General features: G+C 73.6%; 23 protein-coding genes and 1 riboswitch. Of the genes, 12 read left to right on the top strand and 11 right to left on the bottom strand.

Annotated elements, in window-relative coordinates; translation table 11 throughout:
- Positions 1-8: 8 nt before the first annotated feature.
- Positions 9-3,200 carry a S8 family serine peptidase gene (locus IG63_RS0112795; protein ID WP_211249316.1) on the top strand — a complete coding sequence of 1,064 codons (3,192 nt, stop codon included), beginning with the start codon at positions 9-11 and terminating at the stop codon, positions 3,198-3,200.
- 69 nt (positions 3,201-3,269) lie between these two features.
- Here IG63_RS0112795 and pdxY read toward each other — a convergent pair whose 3' ends face one another.
- The 3 genes from pdxY to IG63_RS0112780 are packed head-to-tail and all read right to left on the bottom strand — an operon-like array spanning position 3,270 to position 5,666.
- Positions 3,270-4,121 (bottom strand): pyridoxal kinase PdxY, encoded by an 852-nt coding sequence (gene pdxY / locus IG63_RS0112790; protein WP_030484753.1) that lies wholly within the window; start codon positions 4,119-4,121, stop codon positions 3,270-3,272.
- Positions 4,122-4,131: 10 nt separating this feature from the next.
- Positions 4,132-4,929 carry a dioxygenase family protein gene (locus IG63_RS0112785; protein WP_036195402.1) on the bottom strand — a complete coding sequence of 266 codons (798 nt, stop codon included), beginning with the start codon at positions 4,927-4,929 and terminating at the stop codon, positions 4,132-4,134.
- Positions 4,930-4,973: 44 nt separating this feature from the next.
- A complete protein-coding gene (locus IG63_RS0112780; RefSeq protein ID WP_036195399.1) occupies positions 4,974-5,666 on the bottom strand; it encodes a uracil-DNA glycosylase in 693 nt (230 codons plus the stop codon).
- Between the two features lie 280 nt (positions 5,667-5,946).
- On the opposite strand from IG63_RS0112780, the gene IG63_RS0112770 reads away from it, so the two are divergent.
- The gene (locus tag IG63_RS0112770; protein ID WP_030484749.1) at positions 5,947-6,672 is read left to right on the top strand and encodes a potassium channel family protein; all 726 of its coding nucleotides are present in this window, start codon (positions 5,947-5,949) and stop codon (positions 6,670-6,672) included.
- A 7-nt stretch (positions 6,673-6,679) separates the two neighbouring features.
- On the opposite strand, the gene IG63_RS0112765 is transcribed toward IG63_RS0112770, so the two are convergent.
- The 4 genes from IG63_RS0112765 to IG63_RS0112750 are packed head-to-tail and all read right to left on the bottom strand — an operon-like array spanning position 6,680 to position 11,310.
- On the bottom strand, positions 6,680-7,570 hold the full coding sequence (locus IG63_RS0112765; protein ID WP_030484748.1) for an SGNH/GDSL hydrolase family protein: 891 nt from the start codon (positions 7,568-7,570) through the stop codon (positions 6,680-6,682).
- A gap of 7 nt (positions 7,571-7,577) precedes the next feature.
- On the bottom strand, positions 7,578-8,810 hold the full coding sequence (locus IG63_RS0112760; RefSeq protein ID WP_157210157.1) for an alpha/beta fold hydrolase: 1,233 nt from the start codon (positions 8,808-8,810) through the stop codon (positions 7,578-7,580).
- A gap of 30 nt (positions 8,811-8,840) precedes the next feature.
- On the bottom strand, positions 8,841-10,292 hold the full coding sequence (locus tag IG63_RS0112755; RefSeq protein ID WP_051706713.1) for an alpha,alpha-trehalose-phosphate synthase (UDP-forming): 1,452 nt from the start codon (positions 10,290-10,292) through the stop codon (positions 8,841-8,843).
- A 19-nt stretch (positions 10,293-10,311) separates the two neighbouring features.
- Entirely contained in the window at positions 10,312-11,310 is a 999-nt protein-coding gene (locus IG63_RS0112750) for a Gfo/Idh/MocA family protein (protein ID WP_030484745.1), read from the bottom strand.
- A 183-nt stretch (positions 11,311-11,493) separates the two neighbouring features.
- Between IG63_RS0112750 and napA the strand changes: the two genes are divergently transcribed.
- The 5 genes from napA to IG63_RS0112720 all read left to right on the top strand — a co-directional run bounded on the left by napA (position 11,494) and on the right by IG63_RS0112720 (position 15,035).
- Positions 11,494-11,787, top strand: a complete 294-nt coding sequence (napA, locus tag IG63_RS0112740) for a nucleoid-associated protein NapA (RefSeq protein ID WP_030484744.1) — start codon at positions 11,494-11,496, stop codon at positions 11,785-11,787.
- 13 nt (positions 11,788-11,800) lie between these two features.
- Positions 11,801-12,340 (top strand): LytR C-terminal domain-containing protein, encoded by a 540-nt coding sequence (locus IG63_RS20735; RefSeq protein WP_051706711.1) that lies wholly within the window; start codon positions 11,801-11,803, stop codon positions 12,338-12,340.
- A 56-nt stretch (positions 12,341-12,396) separates the two neighbouring features.
- Positions 12,397-13,242, top strand: coding sequence for a trehalose-phosphatase (gene otsB, locus IG63_RS0112730; RefSeq protein WP_036195397.1), 846 nt, complete (start codon positions 12,397-12,399; stop codon positions 13,240-13,242).
- Between the two features lie 74 nt (positions 13,243-13,316).
- Positions 13,317-13,454: riboswitch (SAM riboswitch) on the top strand.
- Positions 13,455-13,464: 10 nt separating this feature from the next.
- Entirely contained in the window at positions 13,465-14,760 is a 1,296-nt protein-coding gene (gene thrC, locus IG63_RS0112725) for a threonine synthase (protein ID WP_084597097.1), read from the top strand.
- Positions 14,760-15,035 (top strand): MoaD/ThiS family protein, encoded by a 276-nt coding sequence (locus IG63_RS0112720; RefSeq protein WP_030484740.1) that lies wholly within the window; start codon positions 14,760-14,762, stop codon positions 15,033-15,035. Before thrC ends, IG63_RS0112720 begins: the two co-directional genes overlap by 1 nt.
- 116 nt (positions 15,036-15,151) lie before the next feature.
- On the opposite strand, the gene IG63_RS0112715 is transcribed toward IG63_RS0112720, so the two are convergent.
- Entirely contained in the window at positions 15,152-15,955 is an 804-nt protein-coding gene (locus tag IG63_RS0112715) for an alpha/beta fold hydrolase (protein WP_030484739.1), read from the bottom strand.
- A 56-nt stretch (positions 15,956-16,011) separates the two neighbouring features.
- On the opposite strand from IG63_RS0112715, the gene IG63_RS0112710 reads away from it, so the two are divergent.
- The 5 genes from IG63_RS0112710 to IG63_RS0112690 all read left to right on the top strand — a co-directional run bounded on the left by IG63_RS0112710 (position 16,012) and on the right by IG63_RS0112690 (position 20,377).
- Complete coding sequence (locus tag IG63_RS0112710; RefSeq protein WP_030484738.1) at positions 16,012-16,476, top strand: PPOX class F420-dependent oxidoreductase; 465 nt, start codon at positions 16,012-16,014, stop codon at positions 16,474-16,476.
- 10 nt (positions 16,477-16,486) lie between these two features.
- Positions 16,487-16,948 (top strand): OsmC family protein, encoded by a 462-nt coding sequence (locus IG63_RS0112705; protein ID WP_030484737.1) that lies wholly within the window; start codon positions 16,487-16,489, stop codon positions 16,946-16,948.
- A 58-nt stretch (positions 16,949-17,006) separates the two neighbouring features.
- Positions 17,007-17,822, top strand: a complete 816-nt coding sequence (locus IG63_RS0112700) for an SGNH/GDSL hydrolase family protein (RefSeq protein ID WP_030484736.1) — start codon at positions 17,007-17,009, stop codon at positions 17,820-17,822.
- A 203-nt stretch (positions 17,823-18,025) separates the two neighbouring features.
- On the top strand, positions 18,026-19,654 hold the full coding sequence (gene groL, locus IG63_RS0112695) for a chaperonin GroEL (RefSeq protein WP_030484735.1): 1,629 nt from the start codon (positions 18,026-18,028) through the stop codon (positions 19,652-19,654).
- Positions 19,655-19,867: 213 nt separating this feature from the next.
- Positions 19,868-20,377, top strand: a complete 510-nt coding sequence (locus IG63_RS0112690) for an SRPBCC family protein (RefSeq protein ID WP_030484734.1) — start codon at positions 19,868-19,870, stop codon at positions 20,375-20,377.
- 30 nt (positions 20,378-20,407) lie between these two features.
- Here IG63_RS0112690 and IG63_RS0112685 read toward each other — a convergent pair whose 3' ends face one another.
- The 3 genes from IG63_RS0112685 to IG63_RS0112675 all read right to left on the bottom strand — a co-directional run bounded on the left by IG63_RS0112685 (position 20,408) and on the right by IG63_RS0112675 (position 23,575).
- Positions 20,408-21,610, bottom strand: coding sequence for an MFS transporter (locus IG63_RS0112685; protein WP_157210156.1), 1,203 nt, complete (start codon positions 21,608-21,610; stop codon positions 20,408-20,410).
- An 85-nt stretch (positions 21,611-21,695) separates the two neighbouring features.
- Positions 21,696-22,373: a sirohydrochlorin chelatase gene (locus IG63_RS0112680; protein WP_084597095.1), complete on the bottom strand. Its 678-nt coding sequence runs from the start codon at positions 22,371-22,373 to the stop codon at positions 21,696-21,698.
- Complete coding sequence (locus IG63_RS0112675) at positions 22,370-23,575, bottom strand: uroporphyrinogen-III synthase (protein WP_245604424.1); 1,206 nt, start codon at positions 23,573-23,575, stop codon at positions 22,370-22,372. Before IG63_RS0112675 ends, IG63_RS0112680 begins: the two co-directional genes overlap by 4 nt.
- Position 23,576 lies beyond the last annotated feature (1 nt).

The following is a 23,576-nucleotide window of genomic DNA, read 5'->3' as shown; positions in this document are numbered from 1 at the left end:
GGGGCCTGGTGGGGCTGACAGGAGCGGCGCTCGCCGTCTCCGGCCTCACCGTGTCGACCACCGCCGCCACCGCGGCACCCCCCGGCACCCCTCCGCCCACCCCGCCCGGCGCCGCCGCAGGACTCGACAAGGAGGACCGGGCGCTGCTGGCGCAGGCCCGCGCCGACGAGGAGAAGCGCGTCACCATGCTCGTGGCCGCCGACGACGGCGAGTCCGAGGCCGTGGCCGACGAGCTCGCCGACCTCGGCGGCACCGTGCAGGCCAGCGAGGGCGAGGTCGACTACCTCCGCGTCTCGGTGCCCACCTCGCAGGTGCCCAAGGCCGCCAAGCTGCCCGGCATCGCCGCGGTCGACCTCGGCGAGGTCATCCCGCTCGACGACCCGCGACCCGAGGGCACGCAGAACCCCACGCCGTACACCCCGCCGGGCAAGCGGACCCCCAAGGTCAACCCCTACATGCCCATCGGGGAGACCAAGGCCGCCCAGCTGACCGCCGACCGCAAGCGCTTCGACGGTCGCGGCACCACCATCGGCATCGTCGACACCGGTGTCGACCTCGACCACCCGTCGCTGCAGACCACCTCCACCGGTGACCGCAAGATCACCGACTGGAAGACCTTCACCGACCCGGTCAACGACGACGACCCGACCTGGCTCAAGCTCGGCGAGACCGTCAGCGGCCGCACCTTCGTCTACGACGGCACCACCTACCGGGCGCCGCGCAACCGGACCTACCACATCGGCGTCCTCGACGAGCGCGACCCGCGACTGGGCGGCGAGCTCGGCAACGACGTCAACCGCGACGGCAACCCCGCGGGCAGCACCGGCCTCTTCCCGGTGATCTGGGACCAGCGCAGCAACGAGGTCTTCGTCGACACCGACCAGGACGGCGACTTCCGCGACGAGACCGCCATGAAGGACTACGCCGAGCGCTTCGACGTCGGCCACTTCGGCCTCGACAACCCCAACACCGCGATCCGCGAGCAGATCCCCTTCGTCGTGCAGACCGAGGACGACAACTGGCTCAACATCGGCATCGTCTCCGGCGCCCACGGCTCGCACGTCGCCGGCATCACGGCCGCGAACAAGATGTTCGACGGCAAGATGAGCGGCGCCGCCCCCGGCGCCGAGATCAAGTCGGCGCGCGCCTGCCTCTTCGTCGACGGCTGCACCAACTACGCCCTCATCGAGTCGATGGCGTGGCTGGCCCAGAACGACGTCGACGTGATCAACATGTCGATCGGCGGCCTGCCGGCGCTCAACGACGGCAACAACGCCCGCGCGATCCTCTACAACCGGATCATCGACACCTACGGCGTGCAGATGTTCATCTCGGCCGGCAACAGCGGCCCGGGCATGAACACCGTGGGTGACCCGTCGGTGGCCACCAAGGTCGTCAGCGTCGGCTCCTCGATCAGCGACGACACCTGGCGCGCCAACTACGGCTCGGACTCGGAGTACGCCGACAACCTGCACGGCTTCTCCAGCCGCGGCCCGCGCGAGGACGGCGGCTTCAAGCCCACCGTGGTCGCCCCGGGCTCGGCGGTCTCGACCGTGCCGCAGTGGCAGAACCCGACCGGCGCGTGCCTGCCGTACGCCTGCTCCGCCGGCTACGCCATGTTCAACGGCACCTCGATGGCCTCCCCGCAGGCCGCGGGTGCGGCGGCGCTGCTCGTCGGCGCGGCCAAGGACCGCGGCATCGAGCTCGCCCCGGCGCAGCTGCGCCAGGCGATGGGCTCGACCGCCCGCTTCTTCGAGCGCTACGGCGCCTACGAGCAGGGCAACGGCCTGATCGACACCACCGCCGCCTGGGCGCAGATCCAGCAGGGCGTGAAGACGGTCGAGATCAGCTCCGAGGTCGACGTCAACACCGCGCTCTCCGACTTCCTGGGCAAGCCGGGTCGTGGCGAGGGCATCAACGACCGCGAGGGCGTCGCCGCCGGCGACAGCTACGAGCGCGTCTACACCTTCACCCGCTTCTCCGGTCGCAGCGGCAACGTGCGCTACGACCTCGACTGGGTGGGCAACGACGGCACCTTCGCCGCCCCGGCGTCGGTGACCCTCCCGCTCGCGCAGCCGGTGCAGGTGGCGATCAGCGTGTCGCCGGACTCGTCGGGGGCGCACTCCGCGGTGCTGAACCTCGACGACGCCACGACCCCGGGCGTGGAGTACCAGACCCTCAACACCGTGGTGGCGGCCGAGCAGTTCAGCGAGGCCAACGACTACGCCGTCGAGGCCTCCGGCTCCATCGGTCGCAACCAGACCACGTCGTACTTCTACGACGTGCCCGAGGGCACCCCGGCCTTCAAGGTCGACCTCGAGGGTGGCGGCACCACGCAGGGCGCCGGGCAGATCCGCTTCCTGCGCTTCCACCCCTACGGCGTCGGCGTCGACAACAACGCGACCACGCAGTGCTACAACCCCAACGCCGGCGCGGGCTGCTCGACGGGCTCCCCGACGAGCCGCACCGTCGCCGACCCGCAGCCGGGGGTGTGGGAGGTCGTCGTCGAGGGACGACGCACCTCCGACGCCGCCAACGCGCCGTACACCCTCTCCGCCGAGGTGCTGGGCGCCGAGGTCACGCCGGACCCGCTGGAGATCGCCTCGGCGACCGCCGGCGCGCCGACGGCCGCGGAGTGGGAGGTCACCAACAAGTTCGGTGAGTTCACCGGACGTCTGGTGGGCGGCACGCTCGGCAGCGCCAACCGCGGGGAGCGCACCATCGGCGATGGCGCGCAGCAGCAGATCCCGGTGCAGGTCACGGCCGGGGCGACCTCGCTCCGCGCCACGATCGGCAACACCGCGGACGCCGCGGCCGACCTCGACCTGGCCGTCTTCAACTGCACGACCGGCAGCTGCGTGCTGGCCGGCCAGCAGGCCGACGGCGACTCCGAGGAGTCGGTGACGATCGCCAACCCGGCGGCCGGCACCTGGATCGTGCTGGTCGACGGCTACTCGGTGCCGGCGGGCTCGACGACGTACGACTACGTCGACGTCTTCGTCAACCCGGGCTTCGGCTCGGTGGCCACGCAGGACGCCGACGCCCCGCGGCCCAACGGCGAGAGCTGGACCGTGCCGGGCGCGGTGACGGCCAACCAGGCACCGGCCTCCGGGCGCGCTCTGCTGGGCGAGGTGCAGGTCCGGACCACCGAGGGCGTGCGCGTCGGCGGTGGCGAGGTCGTCGTCAGGTCGGTCGGCTAGCACGACCCGACACCCGAGGGAGGGGGCGCTGCGGCGCCTCCTCCCTCGGTGCGTCTGAGGGTCTGGCTGCTAGCGCAGCCGTACGGCCTCGAAGCGGTCCGGGGGGTCGGCGATGACGTCCTGCGCGGCCACGAGCTGGATCTCGCGGGTGCCGGCGGCCAGGGTCGCCTCGAGGATGCCGTACGCCGTGGCGGTCACCCGCTGCAGCGCCGTCGGCGTCGAGCCGGTCGTCAGCAGGTGCGCCAGGAAGACCGCGGCCGTGACGTCGCCACAGCCGTTGGGCGAGATGGGCAGCAGCGGCGTCCGGGTGGTCCACGCGCCGGCGTCGTCGACCGCCACCAGGTCGACGTGGTCGGACGGCGTCTCGTCGGTCAGCACGCTCGTCACCAGCACCGTGCGGGGGCCGCGCTCCCTGACCTCGTCGACCGCCGCCAGCACCTCGGCCGTCGTCCGGCTGGTGGTCCCGGCCAGGAAGTCGAGCTCGAAGTGGTTGGGCGTGATCACGTCGGCGCGCGGCACCACCCGGTCTCGCATGAACTCGGGGATGCCCGGGCGCACGAACATGCCCCGGCCGACGTCGCCCATGACCGGGTCGCAGCAGTAGACCGCGCCGGGGTTGAGCTCGCGGGCCCGCGCGACGGTGTCGAGCACGACCTGGCCCACCTCCTCGGCGCCCTGGTAGCCGCTGAGCACCGCCGCCACCCGGGCGAGCGCGCCGCGCTCCTCCACGCCCTGCACCACCTCGCGGAGGTCGTCGGCGCTCAGCAGCGGGCCGCGCCAGGCGCCGTACCCGGTGTGGTTGGAGAAGTGCACCGTGTTGACCGCCCACGCCTCGATGCCGAGGCGCTGCAGCGGGAAGACCGCCGCGCTGTTGCCGACGTGGCCGAAGGCGACCGAGGACTGGATCGACAGGAGCTCCATGGCCCCAGTCTCACCCCAGCACGAGCGAGCGCTTCGAGAGCCCCATCCAGTAGCCGGGGAAGAGCTGCTCGCCCGGGGCCTCCGGGTCGGACGCCGCCCCGAGCGCCACGAAGAGCGGCGTCAGGTGCTCGACCGTGGGGTGGGCGTACGGCATGCCGGGCGCGACGTCCTTGAAGGACGCGAGCGTGTCGACGTCGCCGCGCGCCAGCGCGTCGGCGGCCCAGGCGTCGAAGTCGACCGACCAACCGGGGGCGGTCGCGTCGATCGAGAAGTCGGTGAGGAAGGGCAGGCCGTGGGTGAGGAAGCCCGAGCCCACCACCAGCACGCCCTCGTCGCGCAGCTCGCGCAGCCGGCTGCCGAGCACCAGCAGCGCGCCGGGGTCCTGGGTGGGCAGCGACATCTGCAGCACGGGGATGTCGGCCTCGGGGTACATGATCCGCAGCGGCACCCACGCGCCGTGGTCGAGACCGCGCCGGGGGTGCCGGTGCACCGTCTGGGTGTCGGGCAGCAGCGCCGCGACGCGGTCGGCGAGTGCCGAGGCGTCGGGGGTGTCGTAGCGCATCCGGTAGTACTTCTCGGCGAAGCCGCCGAAGTCGTAGACCAGCTCGGTGCCGGGACCCGACGCGCTGAGCATCAGCGGCGCGGCCTCCCAGTGCGCGCTGACCATCAGGATCGCCCGCGGGCGGGGGAGGTCGGCGGCGAGCCGGCGCAGCTGCCCGGACCAGACGGGGTCGTCGAGCAGGGGCGGGGCGCCGTGCCCGAGGTAGAGCGCCGGCATCCGGCTCGACGACGGCAGAGTAGTTGTCATGTCAACTACCAACCTCCTACGACGCGACTTTCATTCCCTCGGGATCAGGGTAGACGCCAGTCGACCGGCGTGCCGCCCTGCTCGACGAGCAGCTGGTCGACGCGGCTGAAGGGTCGCGAGCCGAGGAAGCCGCGGTGGGCCGACAGGGGGCTGGGGTGGGGCGACTCGACCCACGGCACGGGTCGCAGCGCACCCTTGAGCGACCGGGCGTCGCTGCCCCAGAGGATCGCGGCGAGCGGCTGTCCCTGCTGCGCGCGCTGGGAGAGGGCGCGGATCGCCTGGTCGGTCACGACCTCCCAGCCCTTGCCGCGGTGGGAGGCCGAGGCCCCCGGCTGCACCGTGAGGCAGCGGTTCAGCAGCATCACGCCGGCGTCGGCCCACGAGGTGAGGTCGCCGGTCGTGGGCTGCGGGACGCCGACGTCGTCGACGAGCTCGCGGTAGATGTTGACCAGGCTCCTCGGTGGCGCCACCCCCGGTGCGACCGAGAAGCTGAGGCCGACCGGGTGGCCGGGGGTCGGGTAGGGGTCCTGCCCCACGACGAGCACCTTGACCTCGGCCAGCGGCCGCTGGAAGGCCCGCAGCACGTGGTCGCCCGCGGGCAGGTAGCGCCGGCCGGCCGCCACCTCCGCGCGCAGGAAGCGGCCCATCGCCTCGAGCTGCTCCTCGACCGGCGCCAGCGCCTCCGCCCAGTCGGCCGCCACCAGCTGCTTTCCGACGAGGTCGTCCAAGGTGCTCACGACGCTCAGCGTAGGGGCCGCCGACCCGCCCCAGATGCACGCCGACCCGCCTCAGATGCACGCCGATCCGCCTCAGATGCACGCCGATCCGCCCCAGATGTACGCCGACCCGCCCCAGATGCTGATCGATCCGCCCCGGGTGCCGGTGGCGACGGAGCCGAGCCCGGAGCCGCGCGCACCGAGGTCGGCAGTGAGGAGGGCGGTGCGCTGCTGCTCCCGCTCGGCGACATGACGTCGAGGTGGCGCGGGAGGCGCCCCTCGTGGTGCGAGACTCCGGAGCGTGGAGCGGCCGACGATCGAGCGCTGGGACCGTGGCGCGCAGTGGCCGCTGCTGGTGGTCTCGCTGGTCTTCGTGGCGGCGTACGCCTGGCCGATCCTCGACCCCACGCTGTCGCGCAGCACGCAGCGGCTCTGCTCGACGGTGGTGTGGGTGACCTGGGCGATCCTCGCGGGCGAGTTCGCCACGCGGTGGTGGCTGGCGCCGCGCAAGCTCGACTTCCTGCGCCACCACCCGCTCGACCTCGCGGCGGCGCTGCTGCCGCTCTTCCGTCCGCTGCGCCTGCTGCGCCTGCTCTCGCTGCTCACGCTGCTCGACCGGGTGGGTCGGGGCTCGCTGCGCGGCCGCGTCGGTCTGTACGTCGCCGCGTCGGTGACGCTGATCGTGCTCACCGCTTCGCTGGCCGTGCTCGACGCCGAGCGCGGCGGCCCCGGCCCGATCCAGAACTACGGCGACGCGCTGTGGTGGTCGATCGAGACGGTGACGACGGTGGGCTACGGCGACATGTACCCGGTCACCGTGGCCGGCCGCGTGGTCGCGGCCATGCTGATGCTGACCGGCATCGGCGTGCTCGGCGTGGTGACGGCTTCCTTCGCCAGCTGGCTGGTGCAGCGCGTCGAGCAGATCGAGGAGGAGGAGCGCGGCGAGCCCGCGACCGTGGCCGACGTCGCGCTGCTGCGCGAGGAGGTGCGGCGGCTCCGCGAGGAGCTGGAGCGACGCCGGGCCTGAGCGCCGCTCAGCCCAGCAGGTCGGGGGGCGGCTCGCGGAGCGTGTCGCTGATGAGCCGTGCCAGGGCGCGCTGCCCCGCCGGCAGCGGGTGCATGCCGGCCGCGCGACGTCCCTGCCCCGTGCGGCCCTGCACCCAGGGCGTGTCGGAGCAGATGTCGTGGCCCCGGGAGTAGCGGTAGAAGTCGACGTACTCCACCTGCGACTGGCGCGCCGCGAGCCGCATCTGCTCCCCGAGCTCGCGGTTGACCTCGCGGAAGGTGGCGCGGTCCTGCGGCCGCATCCGCGGCAGCTCGATGCAGTCGCCTCGGGGCGGCAGCATCCGGGGGTAGCCGACGAGCAGGACCCGCGCCCGCGGCGCGCGCCGACGGATGTCGAGCAGCGAGAGCCGCAGCGACAGCGAGACCCGGTCGACGATCCCGAGCAGCATCGTGCGCTCGTCGGCCAGGCGGCAGACGTCGGCGACCTGCCGGCAGCGCGAGGCGATGCGGCCGTAGAGGCGCTCGTCGTTGAAGCCCAGGCCCACGGTCACGAGGTCGGTGTCGGCGCTCAGCACGGCGGCCTGCGGCGCCACGTCGACGCCGAGGCGGGTGCGCTGGCTGCCGAGCAGGTCGGAGGTCTGGGCGCCCGTGCACGAGCGGTCGAGCAGCGTCGGGATGCGCAGCTCCTCGGCCACCCGCTGCGCGTAGTTGCGGTCCGAGCGCAGGCACCCCGAGGCGAGATCGGTCACCGGCACGTACGGCGCGGCCGTGAAGGAGTCGCCGAAGGCGACGTAGCGCCCGTACGACGGCTCGCGGTCCTGCGGGGTGGCCAGGCTGGTCAGCACCAGGGAGAGCACGACCAGCACCACGGGCACGCCCACGCGGACGACCGCCCGCCGGTCGAGGCGGCGACGCGGCACCACGGACCTACGGCTTGCGCGTCAGGTTGCGCGAGGACGCCGAGGCGAAGCGCCGCTCGGGGTTGGACCCGATCGCGGAGCGGTCGGGGGCGACGGCGGGCCGCGGCTCGGTCGACCTGGCCGTGGCGACCGGCTTGCGGGCGCGCTTGCGCGCAGCGGGGGTGCGGGGGGAGACCGCGCCGGACCACTGGGCGAGCCACTCGTCGAGCACCACCCAGGTGGAGCCACGCGCCGCGCGGCCGGTCAGCATGCCGAGGTGCCCCCCGGGGACGATCTCGAAGCGGACCTCGCTGGCGCCGCTCAGCAGCCCCAGGCCCGCCTGGACCGCGGCGATCGGTGCGATGCCGTCGGTGTTGCCGGCGAAGACCAGCACCGGCTGGCGGATGGCGGCCAGGTCGATGTCGCGGTCGCCGACCTCGACCCTGCCGCCGAGCAGCTGGTTCTTCTTCAGCAGCCGGTGGTAGAGCTGCCCGAAGCTGCGACCCGGGTAGGCGAGCATGTCGTCGGTGAAGCGGTCGACGGCCTCGATCTGCGCCAGCCACTCGGTGTCGTCGAGGTTCTGCAGGATCGCCAGGGGCTTGGTGACGATCTTGGTGCCGGAGGAGAGCTTGAAGGCGCGCTTGACCAGGGGGGCCGGCGCGCCGCCGAGCGCGCGGTAGAGCTGGGTCACGAGCCCGCCGTCGGTGAGCCGGAGGATCGGGCGCAGCGGGGCGACCATCGGGACCTTCCCGACGTCGAAGGGCGAGCCTAGGATCGTCAGCGAGGCGATCGGCAGGTCCTGGCGGTCGGCGGCCACGAGCGCGGCGAAGATGCCGCCCAGGCTCCAGCCGACCAGGTGCACCGGCCGGCCGCCGGCGTGCTCGCTCACGGCCTTGACCGACTCGGGCACGACCTCGTCGACCCAGTGCTCGATGCCGAGGTTGCGGTTCTTGAAGCTGATCCGGCCGTACTCCACGAGGTACGTCGGCCGGCCCTCCTGCACCAGGTGCTCCACCAGCGAGCAGTCGCGCCGCAGGTCGTAGCACGACGACGGTGCGGCCAGCGGGGTCACCAGCAGCACGGGGTCGCCGGTCTCGCGGACGGTCTTGTGGGGGCGGTAGTGGTAGACCTCGCGGAGCGAGCCGTCGTCGATCAGGGTCCGGGGCATCGGCCGCAGGTCGGCCAGCCCCCCGTAGAGCACCATGTGGGCGACGTTGCTCGCGGCCGATGCGACCTGGTCCGGCTTGGGGATCAGATCCATGGACGGAAGATACCCGCGGAATGCCCGCTGTCAGGAGCGGGTGGCGGGCCGGGTGGTCTTGGAGTGCTCGGTGCGGCCCTCGGTCAGGGCGTCGAGGAAGGCCGAGGCCCAGTGGCTCACGTCGTTCTCCGAGACGGTCTTGCGCATGGCGCGCATCCGCCGCCCGAGCTCCTTGGGCTCGGCCCGGTGGGCCTGGAGCATCATCGTCTTCATGCCGTTGATGTCGTAGGGGTTGACCAGGAAGGCCTGGCGCAGCTCGTTGGCGGCACCGGCGAACTCGGAGAGCACGAGGGCGCCGTCGCCGTCGAGCCGACAGGCGACGTACTCCTTGGCGACCAGGTTCATCCCGTCGCGGAAGGGCGTCACGACCATGACGTCGGCGGCGCGGTAGAGCGCTGCCATCTCCTCGCGGGGGAAGGAGGAGTGCATGTAGTGGATCACCGGGCTGCCGATCCGGCCGAGGTCGCCGTTGATGCGCCCCACCAGGCGGTCGATGTCGTCGCGCAGCCGGCGGTACTGGTCGACGCGCTCCCGCGAGGGGGTCGCCACCTGGACGAAGACGGCGTCGTCGCCCAGCTCGCCCTCGGCCACCAGCTCGCTGAAGGCCCGCAGCCGGGCGTAGATGCCCTTGGTGTAGTCGAGCCGGTCGATGCCGAGGAAGACCGTGCGCGGCTCGCCGAGGTCGTGGCGGATCTGCTTCGCGCGTGCGACCACGGGCTCGGAGGCCGCCAGCTCCTCGAAGCCCGCGGTGTCGATGGAGATCGGGAAGGCGCGTGCCTGCACCCGCCGGCCCTCGGGGAGGTAGACCAGGTCGCGGTGCGTCTTGTGGCCGACGCGCTGGCGGACCAGCCGGATGAAGTTCTGCGCCGCTCCCGCGAGCTGGAAGCCGACCAGGTCGGCCCCGAGCAGGCCCTCGAGGACCTGCCGGCGCCAGGGCAGCTGGGAGAAGAGCTCGGCCGGCGGGAAGGGGATGTGGAGGTAGAAGCCGATGCGCAGGTCGGGGCGCAGCTCGCGCAGCATCGCCGGCACGAGCTGCAGCTGGTAGTCCTGCACCCAGACCACGGCGTCCTCGGCCGCGTGCTCGGCGGCCGCGGCGGCGAAGCGCTCGTTGACCCGCACGTAGGCGTCCCACCACTCCCGGTGGAAGGACGGCTTGGCGACCAGGTCGTGGTAGAGCGGCCACAGCGTGTCGTTGGAGAAGCCCTCGTAGAACTCCTCGATCTCCTCCTCCGACAGCGCCACCGGCACCAGCGAGAGCCCGTCGTGGGAGAAGGGCTCGAGGTCCTCGCCGGCGTCGCCGGGCCAGCCGATCCAGGCGCCGTCGTTGGCGCGCATGACGGGCGCGAGCGCGGAGACCAGGCCGCCGGGGGAGGACCGCCAGCTGGTGCTCCCGTCGGGCTCCACCACCCGGTCGACGGGGAGGCGGTTGGCCACCACGACGAGGTCGGCCGCGGCACTGGACGACTTCTTGCGGGGGCTCACGCGCTGAGGTTACCCAGGGTCAGCCGGAGGAAGCGCCGTACTCCAGGCCGATCTGGCGGCGTACGTCGTCGAGCTGCCGCATCACCGAGATCGTCTGGGTGGGTGGGACCAGCTCGCTGGTCATGCGGCCCGCGCGCAGGCACTCCTGGACCTCGAGCGCCTCGTTGCCGTAGCCCTGGCCGATCACCGGCCGCTCACCCTCGAGCCACGAGCCCGGGCCCTCCTCGGGCTGCCAGTGCACCCGGGTGGGGTGGTGGAAGTCGCGCTCGAGGGTGAAGAGGCCGCGGTCGGTGGCCACGGCCGCCGTGCGGGGCGTCGCGGCCGTGAGCGTGCTGCTCAGCGTGGCGAGGGCGCCGCCGGCGTAGCGGCCCGAGATCGCGACCTCGAGGTCGATGCCCGAGGGGGCGAGCGTGCCGACGGCGCGGAGCTGCTCGGGCTCGCCGAGCACGAGGTGGGCGAAGGTCAGCGGGTAGATGCCCATGTCGACCAGGGCCCCGCCGCCCAGGGCGGGGTCGAGCAGCCGGTCGGCGGGGTCGCGGCGCACCGGGAAGCCGAGGTCGGCGCGCACCAGGCGCGGGCTGCCGTGGGTCTCGGTGCCCAGCAGGGCCAGCAGGCGGCGCACGACCGGGTTGCACGCCGTCCACATCGCCTCCATGCAGAAGAGCCCCCGCCGCTCGGCCTCGGCGAAGAGCCGCTCGGTGGTGCCGGTGTCGAGGGTCATCGGCTTCTCGCACAGCACCGCCTTGCCCGCCTCGAGGGCGAGCATCGTGTGCTCCTCGTGGAAGACGTGGGGCGAGGCGACGTAGACGACGTCGACGTCGGGGTCGGCCACGAGGTCCTCGTAGGAGCCATGCGCCCGGCCGCCGTGCTGCGCGGCGAACTCCTCGGCCCGCTCGCGCGAGCGGGAGCCCGACGCGACCAGCCGGGCCCCGGGCACCTGGGCGAGGTCCCGGCAGAAGGAGTGCGCGATCCGGCCGGGGGCGAGCACGCCCCACCCGATGGTGTCGACGGCGTCCATGCGCGTCAATCTAGCCAGGGGCCCAGGCATCCGGGTCGGGCAGCCGGCTCGGACTGCGGCCCCGGGGCTCGCCACGCCGCGAGGAATCACACGGCTGTGATTCCGTGGCCTATGCTGGGCCGCGGTCGTGCCCCGCTGGTCGAGGGGGGCAGGCCGTGCCGAGCAGTCGAGGAGGCGTCCCGCATGTCCGCCAGCCCCGCCCACAGCTCCCCGTCGGAGGCAGTCGAGGGTCTCAGCGACCGCGATGCCGCCATGCTCGACTTCGAGCGCCAGTGGTGGAAGTACGCCGGGGCCAAGGAGCAGGCGGTGCGCGAGCACTTCGACATGTCCTCGACCCGCTACTACCAGGTCCTCAACGCCCTGATCGACCGGCCCGAGGCGCTCGCGCACGACCCGCTGCTCGTCCGCCGGCTGCGCCGGCTGCGCGCCAGCCGCCAGCGGCAGCGCTCGGCCCGCCGGCTGGGCTTCGACGTCTAGGAGTCAGGTCACCGTGCGCCTTCCCCGGCACCTCCGCCGCACCCCCGCCCTCCCCGTCCGCGACGAGCACGGGGTGGTGCTCTCCACCCGCCTCCTCGCGCTCGCGATCTCGGCCGTCGCGATGGCCGCGCTCGTCTTCGTGGCCAACGACCCCGACGAGGTGGGCCGTGCCGACGAGGCCACCCCGGTGACCTCCGAACCGTCGGCGAGCGCCACGCCGACCCCCAGCGCGACCCCCTCCGAGACCCCGAAGCCCGCGAAGCCCAAGCCAATCCGGCGCGGCGACACCTACGTCGTGGTCTTCAACAACACCGGCGTCACCGGCCTCGCGGGCGGCGTCGCCGGCAGGGCCGAGGCCGGCGGCTGGAACGTCGTCGGCAGCGACAACTGGTACGGCACCGTCGACGCCACCGCGGTCTACTACCCGCCGCGCCTCGAGCGCGAGGCCCAGGCGCTCTCCAAGGACCTCGGCATCGGCCAGGTCAAGAAGGCCGTCGAGCCGATGCTGCTCGACCGCCTGACGGTGATCCTCACCGACGACTACTCCGGCTGACTGCCCCGGCTGACCACGCGCCGGCGCGCCCGCGCGCCCCTGGCAGGATGCCGCCCATGGAGTTCACCTCCACCACGGGCGAGCAGCAGTACGCCGCGTGCGTGCGCGCCGCCGACGACCTGCTGGTCGGGCTCGACTTCGACGGCACCCTCGCCCCCATCGTCGAGGACCCCGAGCAGGCCCACATCCACCCCGACGCCCCCGAGGTGCTGGTCGACCTCGCCGAGCAGGTGGGCGCCGTCGCGGTCGTCACCGGGCGTCCGGCGCGGCAGGCGCTGGCGCTGGGCGGCCTCGAGGAGGTCGGCAACGCCGTCGGCGACCACGGCCGCGAGCTCTTCGTACTCGGCCAGTACGGCAACGAGCGCTGGACCTCCACCGACCGGCGCGTGATCTCGCCGGCGCCGCCGCGGGGACTGGCGACCTTCACCAGCACGCTGCCGCGGCTGCTCCACCGCGCCGAGGCCGGCGACGCCTGGATCGAGGAGAAGGGGCTGGCCGTCGCGGTCCACACCCGGCGCCTCGACGACGCCGACGCGGCGTACGAGCGGCTGCTGCCCCTGCTCACCGACGCGGCGAAGTCGCACGACCTCGACGTCGAGCCCGGCCGCTCGGTCATCGAGGTGCGCGCCCACGGCATGCACAAGGGTGCCGCCGTGCGCCGCCTGGTCGAGGAGCTCGGCGCCCGGGCCGTCGTCTTCGGCGGTGACGACCTGGGTGACATCGAGGCCTTCCGGGAGGTGGAGCGGCTGCGGGCCGACGGCATGCCCGGGCTGCTCGTCTGCTCCGACTCCGAGGAGGAGAGCGCGCTCGCCGAGCTGGCCGACGTGGTCGTCTCGGGTCCCGACGGGGTGCTCGCGCTGCTGCGCGAGCTGGCGAGCGACATCGCCTCCGCCCGCGCCTGACACATCCTGAGACGGCCATCTCATCTGTCGGACGCCGATGTGCGGCCCGGTCCAGGCGCTGCCTACGCTGGTCCTGCTCATCGAGAGGGGCAGAGGGACACGGCCCGCTGAAGCCCCGGCAACCGCCGCACGAGCCTCCGGTCATCCGGATCCGCGCGGAAGTGGTGCTACGTCCGTCCCGTGCCGAGATCCGGCGCCGGGGAAGATGAGAAGGAGGCCTCCTTGAGCACTGCCACCGACACGTCCGCCCCCACCCCGGGCGACACCGCCCCGGACCACGGGCTGCGGGAGGGGGCCTTCGGCAACGCGACCGCCCTGGCCTGCCGCGAGTGCGGGCACCAGGTCGCCCTCGGCCCCTACTACGCGTGTCCGGAGTGCTTCGGGCCGCTGGAGGTCCACTACGCCTTCCCGGCCGTGACCCGCGAGGAGATCGCCGCCGGGCCCCGCAACATCTGGCGCTACAAGGCGCTGCTCCCGGTGCCCGACGACATCGAGCAGAGCCCCAACACCGAGCCTGGCTTCACCCGGCTGCTGCGGGCCGACAACCTCGCCGCGCAGCTGGGCCTGACCCGGCTCTGGGTCAAGGACGACTCGACCAACCCCACCAACTCCTTCAAGGACCGGGTGGTCGCCTGCGCCCTCTCCGCCGCGATCGAGCTCAAGGCGCAGGTCTTCGCCTGCCCCTCGACCGGCAACCTGGCCAACGCCGTGGCCGCCGCCGGCGCCCGCGCCGGCATCAAGACGGTCGTCTTCATCCCCGCCGACCTGGAGAAGCCCAAGCAGGTCAACTCGGCCGTCTACACCGACCGGCTGGTGGCGGTCAACGGCAACTACGACGACGTCAACCGGCTGGCCTCGGAGATCGCCGGCGAGGAGGAGGGCTGGGCCTTCGTCAACGTCAACGTGCGCCCCTTCTACGCCGAGGGCTCCAAGACGCTCGGCTACGAGATCGCCGAGCAGCTCGGCTGGCGGCTTCCCGACCAGGTGGTCATCCCGGTCGCCTCGGGCTCGCAGCTGACCAAGGTCGACAAGGCCTTCAAGGAGCTCGTCCAGCTGGGACTGGTGGAGGACAAGCCCTACAAGATCTTCGGCGCCCAGGCCACGGGCTGCTCGCCGGTCTCCGCGGCGTACAAGCAGGGCCACGACGTGGTGCGCCCGGTCAAGCCCGACACGATCGCCAAGAGCCTCGCGATCGGCAACCCTGCCGACGGTCCCTACGTGCTCGACATCTGCCGCGCCTCCGGCGGCGCCGTCGAGGACGTCTCCGACGACGAGGTCCGCGAGGGGATCCTGCTGCTCGCCCGCACCGAGGGCATCTTCACCGAGACCGCGGGCGGCACCACGACCGCGGTGCTGAAGAAGCTGGTCGAGACCGGCCAGCTCGACACCTCGCTCGAGACCGTCATCATCAACACCGGCATGGGCCTGAAGACGCTCGACGCGATCTCCGACCGGGTCGGGCCCGCGGCGACCATCGACCCGTCGTACGCCGCGTTCACGGGCAGCGGGGTGCTCTGATGGCCGTCTCCGTCCGGATCCCCACGATCCTGCGCACCTACACCGCCGGTGAGTCCGAGGTCGGCGCCGACGGCACCACGCTCGCCGAGGTGCTCGACGACCTCGAGCGCCACCACGGCGGCATCCGCGCCCGCGTGCTCGACGACGAGGGCGGCCTGCGTCGCTTCGTCAACGTCTACGTCGGCAACGACGACGTCCGCTTCCTCGACGGCCTCCAGACGCCGACACCCGACGGCACCCAGATCAGCATCATCCCGGCGGTCGCGGGCGGCTGACCGGCCCCGGCAGAGTCACTGGTCAACCACGAAGTCTGCCGCTTCGCCACGAGCACAACCATGGCGAGGTGGCGGAGTCACTGGAGAACCAGTGACTTTGCCGCCGTCAGCCGCCGTCAGGCGGCGTGCGCGCGCAGCCACGGGTCGACGACCGCGTGGAAGGCGTCGCCGCGCTCGCGGCGCACGCAGTGGCCGGCGCCGCGGACGACCTCGACCTCGAGGGCGGGGTTGCCGAGCTCGGCGAGGTCCTTGCGGCGCTCGTCGTCGACGAGCACCACGCCGTCGCCGGTGACGACGAGGGTCGGCGGCGTGATCGCCGCGGCGACCTCGCGCCAGGGCCGTGGGGGCGTGACCAGACCGCGGCCAAGGAAGTCGAGGTCGACCTGCGTCCGGGCCTCCGCGCAGGCGGCGACCTCGCCCTGGGGCCACGCGGCGAGGTCGCGCCGCATCTCCTCGAGGGCGCGCTCCGGGTCGGCCGTCGCCTGCCGCACCCACGCCACCCGCTCGGCGGCGTGCGCCCGGGCGACCTCGGGGTCCAGCGGGTCGCGCCAGGCCGGGTCCTCCAGCACTACGGCGGCGACGAGCTCGGGACGACGCGCCGCGAGGTCGGCCGCCGTGGCACCACCCATCGAGTGCCCGAGCACCAGCACCGGGCTGTCCGAGGCGAGCTCCTCGAGCAGCAGCTCGGTGGTCTCGCCGAGCGCCGCGCCGGGGGAGCCGGCGAGCTCCTCGGCGGTGAAGCGCTCGGAGCCGCCGTGGCCCAGGGCGTCGGGGGCGACGATCCGGTAGCTCGGCCCCAGACGCTCGACCAGGTCGCCCCAGCAGCGCCCCGAGTCGGTCAGCCCGTGCAGCACCAGCAGCGTCGGGGCGCTGCTGTCGCCGTACTCGTGGACGTCCAGGCGGCCGCTGCGTGAGCTCATGTCCGCCAGCCTCGCATGGGATGCGTGGCCCCCCGGGTGCCGGGCACACTGGGGTCATGCCGCGCAAGATCGCCACCGCCGACCACGTCGAGCTCGAGCAGCTGCTCGAGTTCGTCCGCCCCCGCCACAAGGTCACCCTGGTGACCACCCGCCAGGACGGGCGCCCGCAGGTGTCCCCGGTGAGCGGCGGCATCGACGACGAGGGCCGAGTGGTGATCTCCACCTACCCGGGTCGCGCCAAGACCGCCAACCTGCGCCGTGACCCGCGCGCCACGGTGCTCTTCCACGGCGACGACTGGGACGACGCCTACGTGCAGGTCGACGGCACCGCCGAGGTCATCGACATGCCCGAGGCCGTCGAGCCACTGGTCGACTACTACCGCAGCATCGCCGGCGAGCACCCCGACTGGGACGAGTACCGCGAGGCGATGGCCAAGCAGGGCAAGTCGCTGATCCGCATCACCATCGAGCGGTGGGGGCCGGTGGCCACGGGCGGCTTCCCGCCCGAGCACGCCGACTGAGTCGCCCGCGATGGCGACCCACCGCTACGCGCTGCGTTCGGTCTGGACGGGTGACCTGGGCACGGGCACCAGCGGCTACCGCGACTACGCCCGCGACGTGACGCTGAGCAGCGCCGGCAAGCCCGACTTGCTCGGCTCGGCCGACCGCCCCTTCCGCGGCGACCCCGGGCGGTGGAACCCCGAGGAGCTGCTGCTCGCCGCGCTCTCGCAGTGCCACCTGCTCTCCTACCTGCACGTGGCCGTCACCCACGGCGTCGTCGTGACGGCGTACGCCGACGACGCGAGCGGCACGATGGAGCAGCAGGGGATCGGCGGGCGCTTCACCGAGGTGGTGCTCCGTCCGCGGGTGACCGTGGCCGACCCGGCCCAGGTCGGGCTCGCGACCCGGATCCACGGGGAGGCGGCCGACGCCTGCTTCATCGCCTCCTCGGTGGCCTTCCCGGTGCGCCACGAGCCCGTCACGCTGGTCTGAGCGCCACCGGCCACCTCCGCGTCGCCTGCAGTTCGTCGGGAGGGGCTGGGATGGCGGCGTGGAGACCCGAGACCGCCGTCGTGCCGCCGGGGCGGGCCTGCTCGTGCTCGGCTTCGTCGCCGGCCTCGTGGCCGGCGCCCACGGCCTGCTCCGGCGGCAGGCGGCGCTCGCCCGAGCAGCCATCGGCAAGCCGCTGGGGGAGCAGGCGCTCACGGCCGACCGCACCTGGAGGGCGAAGCAGGGCCGGCGCCTCGACCTGCTGCTGCTCGGCGACTCGATCGCGGCCGGCCTGGGGGCGGAGCGCCCGCGCCACACCCTCGGCGCCCGGCTGGCCCGGCGGCTGTCCAAGCGCACGGGGCGCGCGGTCCGGCTGCGCACCGCGGCCGTGGTCGGCTCCGAGAGCAAGGACCTGGCCGCGCAGCTCGCGTCGCTGCCGGCGTCGTACCGCCCGGACGTGGCGGTCGTGGTCGTCGGCGGCAACGACGTCACCCACCGGGTGCCGGTGGCGGAGTCGGTCGCGCACCTCGCGGCGTGCGTGAGGGAGCTGCGCGGGCGGGGGGCCGAGGTGGTCGTGGGCACGTGCCCCGACCTCGGCGCGCTGCGCCCCGTGCCCCAGCCGCTCCGGACGCTGGGTGCCCGGGCCTCGCGCCAGCTCGCGGCCGCCCAAGCGGCGGCCTGCGAGCCCCTCGGGGCGCGCGTCGTGCCGCTCGCGACCGCGGTCGGGCCCTTCTTCCTCGTCGACCCGGACGCCCACTTCAGCGTCGACCGCTTCCACCCCTCCTCGCTCGGCTACAAGCGCACCGCGCAGGCGCTGCTCCCGCACCTCCTGGCCGCTGTCGTTCCCGCGGACCAGGACGGCGTGCGCGCCTCGTGACCACTGTTTGCACTCGCCAGGGGCGAGTGCTAAAAATGGATTGGCAGTCTCATGTGGAGAGTGCCAACCGCAAGACCGCAGGCCGAGTCCGTCGAGGACCGTCCCCTGCTGGCGAGAAGGGTTCGCCAGGCCGGGGGCCGGACCGTCCGTCGCGGGCGACGACCCGGCCGTCCGTCACCGAGTGTGAGGAACCACCACCAGACATGTCGAAGCTGATTGCTTTCAACGAGGAGGCCCGCCGCGGGCTCGAGCGTGGGATGAACACCCTCGCCGACGCGGTCAAGGTCACCCTCGGCCCCAAGGGCCGCAACGTCGTGCTCGAGAAGAAGTGGGGCGCCCCCACGATCACCAACGACGGCGTGAGCATCGCCAAGGAGATCGAGCTCGAGGACCCCTACGAGAAGATCGGCGCCGAGCTGGTCAAGGAGGTCGCCAAGAAGACCGACGACGTCGCCGGTGACGGCACGACGACGGCGACCGTGCTGGCCCAGGCGATGGTCCGCGAGGGCCTGCGCAACGTCGCCGCCGGCGCCAACCCGATGGCCATCAAGCGCGGCATCGAGAAGGCCGTCGAGGCCGTCTCCGAGCAGCTGCTCGGCGCCGCCAAGGAGATCGAGACCAAGGAGCAGATCGCCGCGACCGCGTCGATCTCCGCCGGTGGCGACACCTCCGTCGGCGAGGCCATCGCCGAGGCGATGGACAAGGTCGGCAAGGAAGGCGTCATCACCGTCGAGGAGTCCAACACCTTCGGGCTCGACCTCGAGCTCACCGAGGGCATGCGCTTCGACAAGGGCTACATCTCGCAGTACTTCATGACCGACCCCGAGCGCATGGAGGCCGTCCTCGACGACCCCTACGTGCTCATCGCCAACAGCAAGATCAGCACGGTCAAGGACCTGCTGCCGCTGCTGGAGAAGGTCATGCAGTCCGGCAAGCCGCTGCTGATCATCGCCGAGGACGTCGAGGGCGAGGCCCTCTCCACCCTCGTGGTCAACAAGATCCGCGGCACCTTCAAGTCCGTCGCCGTCAAGGCTCCGGGCTTCGGCGACCGCCGCAAGGCGATGATGCAGGACATCGCGATCCTCACCGGTGGCCAGGTCATCTCCGAGGACGTCGGCCTGAAGCTGGAGAACACCGGCATCGAGCTGCTCGGCCAGGCCCGCAAGGTCGTCATCACCAAGGACGAGACCACGGTCGTCGAGGGTGCCGGTGACGCCGACCAGATCGCCGGTCGCGTCAACCAGATCCGCGCCGAGATCGAGAAGTCCGACTCCGACTACGACCGCGAGAAGCTCCAGGAGCGCCTGGCCAAGCTCGCCGGCGGCGTCGCCGTCATCAAGGTCGGCGCGGCCACCGAGGTCGAGCTCAAGGAGCGCAAGCACCGCATCGAGGACGCCGTGCGCAACGCCAAGGCGGCCGTCGAGGAGGGCATCGTCGCCGGTGGCGGCGTCGCGCTGCTGCAGGCTGCGGCCAAGGCCTTCGAGAAGCTCGACGTCGAGGGCGACGAGGCGACCGGCGTCAACATCGTCCGCGTCGCCAGCTCGGCCCCGCTCAAGCAGATCGCGATCAACGCCGGTCTCGAGGGTGGCGTCGTGGCGGAGAAGGTCGCCGGGCTCACCCCGGGCCACGGCCTCAACGCCGCGACCGGCGAGTACGTCGACCTGGTCGCCGCGGGCATCATCGACCCGGCCAAGGTGACCCGCTCGGCGCTGCAGAACGCCGCGTCGATCGCCGCGCTGTTCCTCACCACCGAGGCCGTCGTGGCCGACAAGCCGGAGAAGTCCGCCCCCGCGGGCGACCCGACCGGCGGCATGGGCGGCATGGACTTCTGACCGACCGCTCTCCGAGCGGAGCGAGGAGAGCGATCAGTCGGGCAGGTCGAGGAGCGTCGCCGCACTCCCGCAGCGCAGCAAGGGAGAGCGGGACGCGTCACGAGACCGAGTCCCTCCTGCAGGACCAGCACGCACCACGCAGGGCCCCGATCCGGTACGCCGGGTCGGGGCCCTGTGCCGTCTCGGGTGCCCGCCTGTGGCTACCCTCGCGGCGTGCCTCCTGAGACCCGCCGCGAGCTCACCGTCAGCGACAGCGTCGTCATCGCCGTCGACCCGCTCACCGCGTGGGAGCAGGTGGCCGACCCGACGCAGATGCCGCGGTGGAGCCCGGAGAACACCGGCGCCCGCGTGGCGGGCGGGCGCCCGCTGGCGGAGGGCGAGACCTTCGTGGGCACCAGCCGACGAGGACGTGCCCGCTGGTCGACCGAGTGCGTCGTACGCCGCTCGGTGCCCGGCGAGCGCTTCGGCTTCGACGTGCGCGGCTGGGGCCTGGGGCGCCCGCGGGGTCGCTTCCCGGTCGCGCGGTGGGAGTACGCCTTCGAGCCGGCGGAGGGTGGCACGCGGGTGACGGAGACCTGGACCGACGGCCGCCGGGCCTGGCCCGACTGGCTGGCGCACGCCTTCGACAGGGCCGCCGCGGGGCGCCCCTTCGCCGACTTCCAGCGACGCAACATCCGGCGCACCCTCGACAAGCTCAAGGTCGAGCTCGAGGCGACCGGCTGAGCGTCGCCGCGGACCCTGCAGGTCGCCCGGTCAGCGCGGCCGGGTGAGCCGGAGCGCCACGCCGGCCAGCAGCAGCGCACCGCCCGCGGCCACGTCGCCGAGCAGGGCGAGGGCCGGCCCGGCACCGTCGACGAGCTGACCGGCGACCGCAGCACCGGCGGCGACGCCGACCACGTTGGCCGTCGAGACCGCCGTCATCATCGTGGTCCCCCAGCCGTCGGGAGCGGCCCGCTCGGCCAGGGCGTAGGTGCTCACGAGCGCCGGCGCGATCGCGACCCCGATCAGCAGGTTGGCGCCGGCGAGCAGCGCCGGTGTGCCGGCCACGGTGGCCAGGGCGCCCGCGCCGAGCAGCAGCACGCCCGAGACGACGACCCGCACCTCGTGGGTCAGGCGCGAGGGCAGCCGAGGGGTGAGCAGGGCCGTCACGGCCGAGCCGACGCCCATCAGTCCGTAGACCAGGCCGGTCAGCTCGTCCTGGCCGGTGTCCGCCAGCCGGGCCGCCACCCCCGTCTGCGTGACGCCGAAGACGACCCCGATGCTGCCGGTGGCGACCAGCAGCGCCGTCAGGTGCGCCCGGGGCAGGGGGGCGCGCGGCGCTCGCGCCACGTGCCGGTCGCGGCCGGGCAGGGCGCTGCGGTGCAGCGCGAAGCCGGTCTGCGCGACGACCGCGACCGTGAGGGCCAGCAGCATCGCGGCGGCGGGCGACACGAGCGCGGCCACCGTGCCCACGAGCACGGGGCCGAGCACGAAGGAGGTCTCGTCGAGCGCTCCCTCGAAGGCCATCGCCCCCGAGACGAAGGCGCGGCGGTCCTGCCGCTCGCGCGCGTACGCCGCCCACCGGGCGCGCGCCATCGCCCCGGCCTGCGGGTTGGCCAGGCCGAGCATCGCCACCACCGCGACCGAGGCGGCGGGGGCGTCGAGCGCGAGCACGAGCAGCAGCGCCGTCGCCTGCACGGCGGTGGTGGCCAGGGCGGTGGGCCGCTGGCCCCAGCGGTCGGCGGCCTGGCCAACCAGCGGTCCGCCCACCGCGCCGCCGAGGCTCAGCGCGGCGACCGCGAGACCGCCGGCGCCGTAGGAGCCGGTGCGGTCGGCGACCAGGAGCAGCACCCCGAGCGGGAACATCGCGACGGGCAGCCGCGCGAGGGCGTCGAGCAGGAGGAAGGACGGGCCGGCGTGGCCGAGGACCTGCGTCACCGAGACCCGGTCGGTCACGGGTGCGGGAGGGGAGGTCATGGGCGGCTCCGGGGTGCGACGAGGACGGCGCACGCCACCCCACCTCTGACGCGCCGGACCCCTGTGCGTGCAGCAGGCTAGTGCGTCAGGCGTGCTGGAGCCCCGGCAGGTCGGCCCGCAGCTGCGCGGTGACGCGGCGGCACAGCAGGTCGACCACGGCGTCGTGCGCTCCGATCACCTCGGCCACGGCGACGGCACCCGCCTCCCGCGAGGCCCGCGCCGCGCGGTCGGCGAAGAGGCCGCCCGCCAGCAGGTAGGGCGACACCACGTCGCCCGGGCGCACCACGGCCTCCAGGCGCTCGCCGAGTCCCGACATCGTCGCGACCCGCACCGGGGAGCCCCACGCGCGCCCCAGCAGGTACGCCGCCCGCTCGAGGTCGCGGGTGGCCAACGGGTCGCTCGAGCCCGCCGCCACCATGACCAGCGGGCTCCCGCGCTCCGCGCCGGTCAGGAGGAGCCGGTCGACCTGGGCCGCGGCCAGCAGCGCGTGGGGGCCCAGCGGGCGGCCCACGACCGCCGGACGGCCCTCCGCCGCAGCCGGCAGGTCCTGCCGCAGGTGGTAGCCGGTGGAGAGGAGCAGGGGCACCACGATGCTCGGCTCGTCGGAGTCGGCCAGCACGTCGACGAGCAGCGGCTCGCACAGCTCGACGTACGACGTTACCGCCTCGAGGCCGAGCCGCTCCGCCGCGCGGCGGGTGACCTCGACGGCGGTCGCGTTGGCGGTCCGCTTGCGCGTGCCGTGGGCGACGGTCACGAGCCTCACGACGGCTCCGCGAGGGCCAGGCGGTAGCCGCGCTTGACGACCGTCTGCACCGAGCGCGTGCCGAGGGCCGCGCGCAGTCGTGCGACGGCCATCTCGACGGCGTGCTCGGACCCGGCGGTCCCGCTCGGGAGGGCGGCGAGCAGCGCGCGTCGCGACACCACGCTGCCGGGGTTGGCCACCAGCAGCTGCAGCACCGCCGTCGGGGCGGGGGAGAGCCTCACCTCGGTGCCGTCGAGCAGCACGTCGTCGCCGTGGAGCAGTAGCTGGTGGCCGGTGGCGAGCTCGAGGGTGAGGCCCTCGCGCCGTGACGGCAGCTCGGTCTCGAGCTGCTTGACCATGGCGGCGAGCCGGGAGCGCTCGGGGACGATGGTGGGCACGCCCCACATCTCGAAGGCGGCCGAGGTGACCGGGCCGACGCAGGCGGCGACGACGTCGGCCTGGAAGGCCGAGACGACCTCGTCGCGCCGCCCCACCGAGCCGGCGGCGTCCATCAGCGCGGCGACGGCCGGCGCGGAGGTGAAGGTGACGGCGTCGAGGGCGCGGTCGGCGATCAGGTCGATCATGGCGAAGACCGGCTCGGGGTCCTCGGCGGGGACCACGCGGTAGACGCTGACGGTGGTGACGTCGGCCCCCCGGCGCCGCAGCGCGTGGCCGGCCATCGAGAGCGACTGGCCGTGCTCCTGCACCACGATCCGCCTGCCGGTCAGGTCGCGGCCGCGCAGGTGGTCGAGCACGTCGTCGAACTCCTCCGACTCCGGCGCCCACAGCTCGCGCAGCCCGTGCCGGCGCAGCGCCCCGACGCTCTTGGGTCCCCGCGCCAGGATCTCGGCGCCCTGCAGGTGCTCGCGGAGCCGCTCGAGCAGGCCCCAGTCGTCGGCGGCGGCGAACCACGTGCGCATCCCGATGCCGGTGGTGGCCAGGAAGAGGTCGACCGGACGCCCCAGCACCTCCATCGTGGCGGCGCGCAGCTGGGCGTCGTCGACCTGGTGGGTGTCCAGCGACAGCGCCGGGGCGCGCACCACCTCGGCTCCGCGGCGCTCCAGCAGCGTCGCCTGCTCGTCGAGCTTGCGCGCGGCGGTGACGCCGACGCGGTAGCCCGCGAGCGGCTGCGGAACGGGCTGCGGGACGGGCTGCGGGACGGGCTGCGAGGTGGACTGCGAGGTGGGCAGCGGGGGCTCCTCGGGAGGGGAGAGGGTGGTCACG

Source organism: Nocardioides aequoreus (genome assembly GCF_000720335.1).
GTDB classification, from domain to species: domain Bacteria; phylum Actinomycetota; class Actinomycetes; order Propionibacteriales; family Nocardioidaceae; genus Marmoricola; species Marmoricola aequoreus.
The sequence above is the reverse complement of the archived record's forward strand: the minus strand, read 5'-3'. Positions and strand labels throughout refer to the sequence as shown.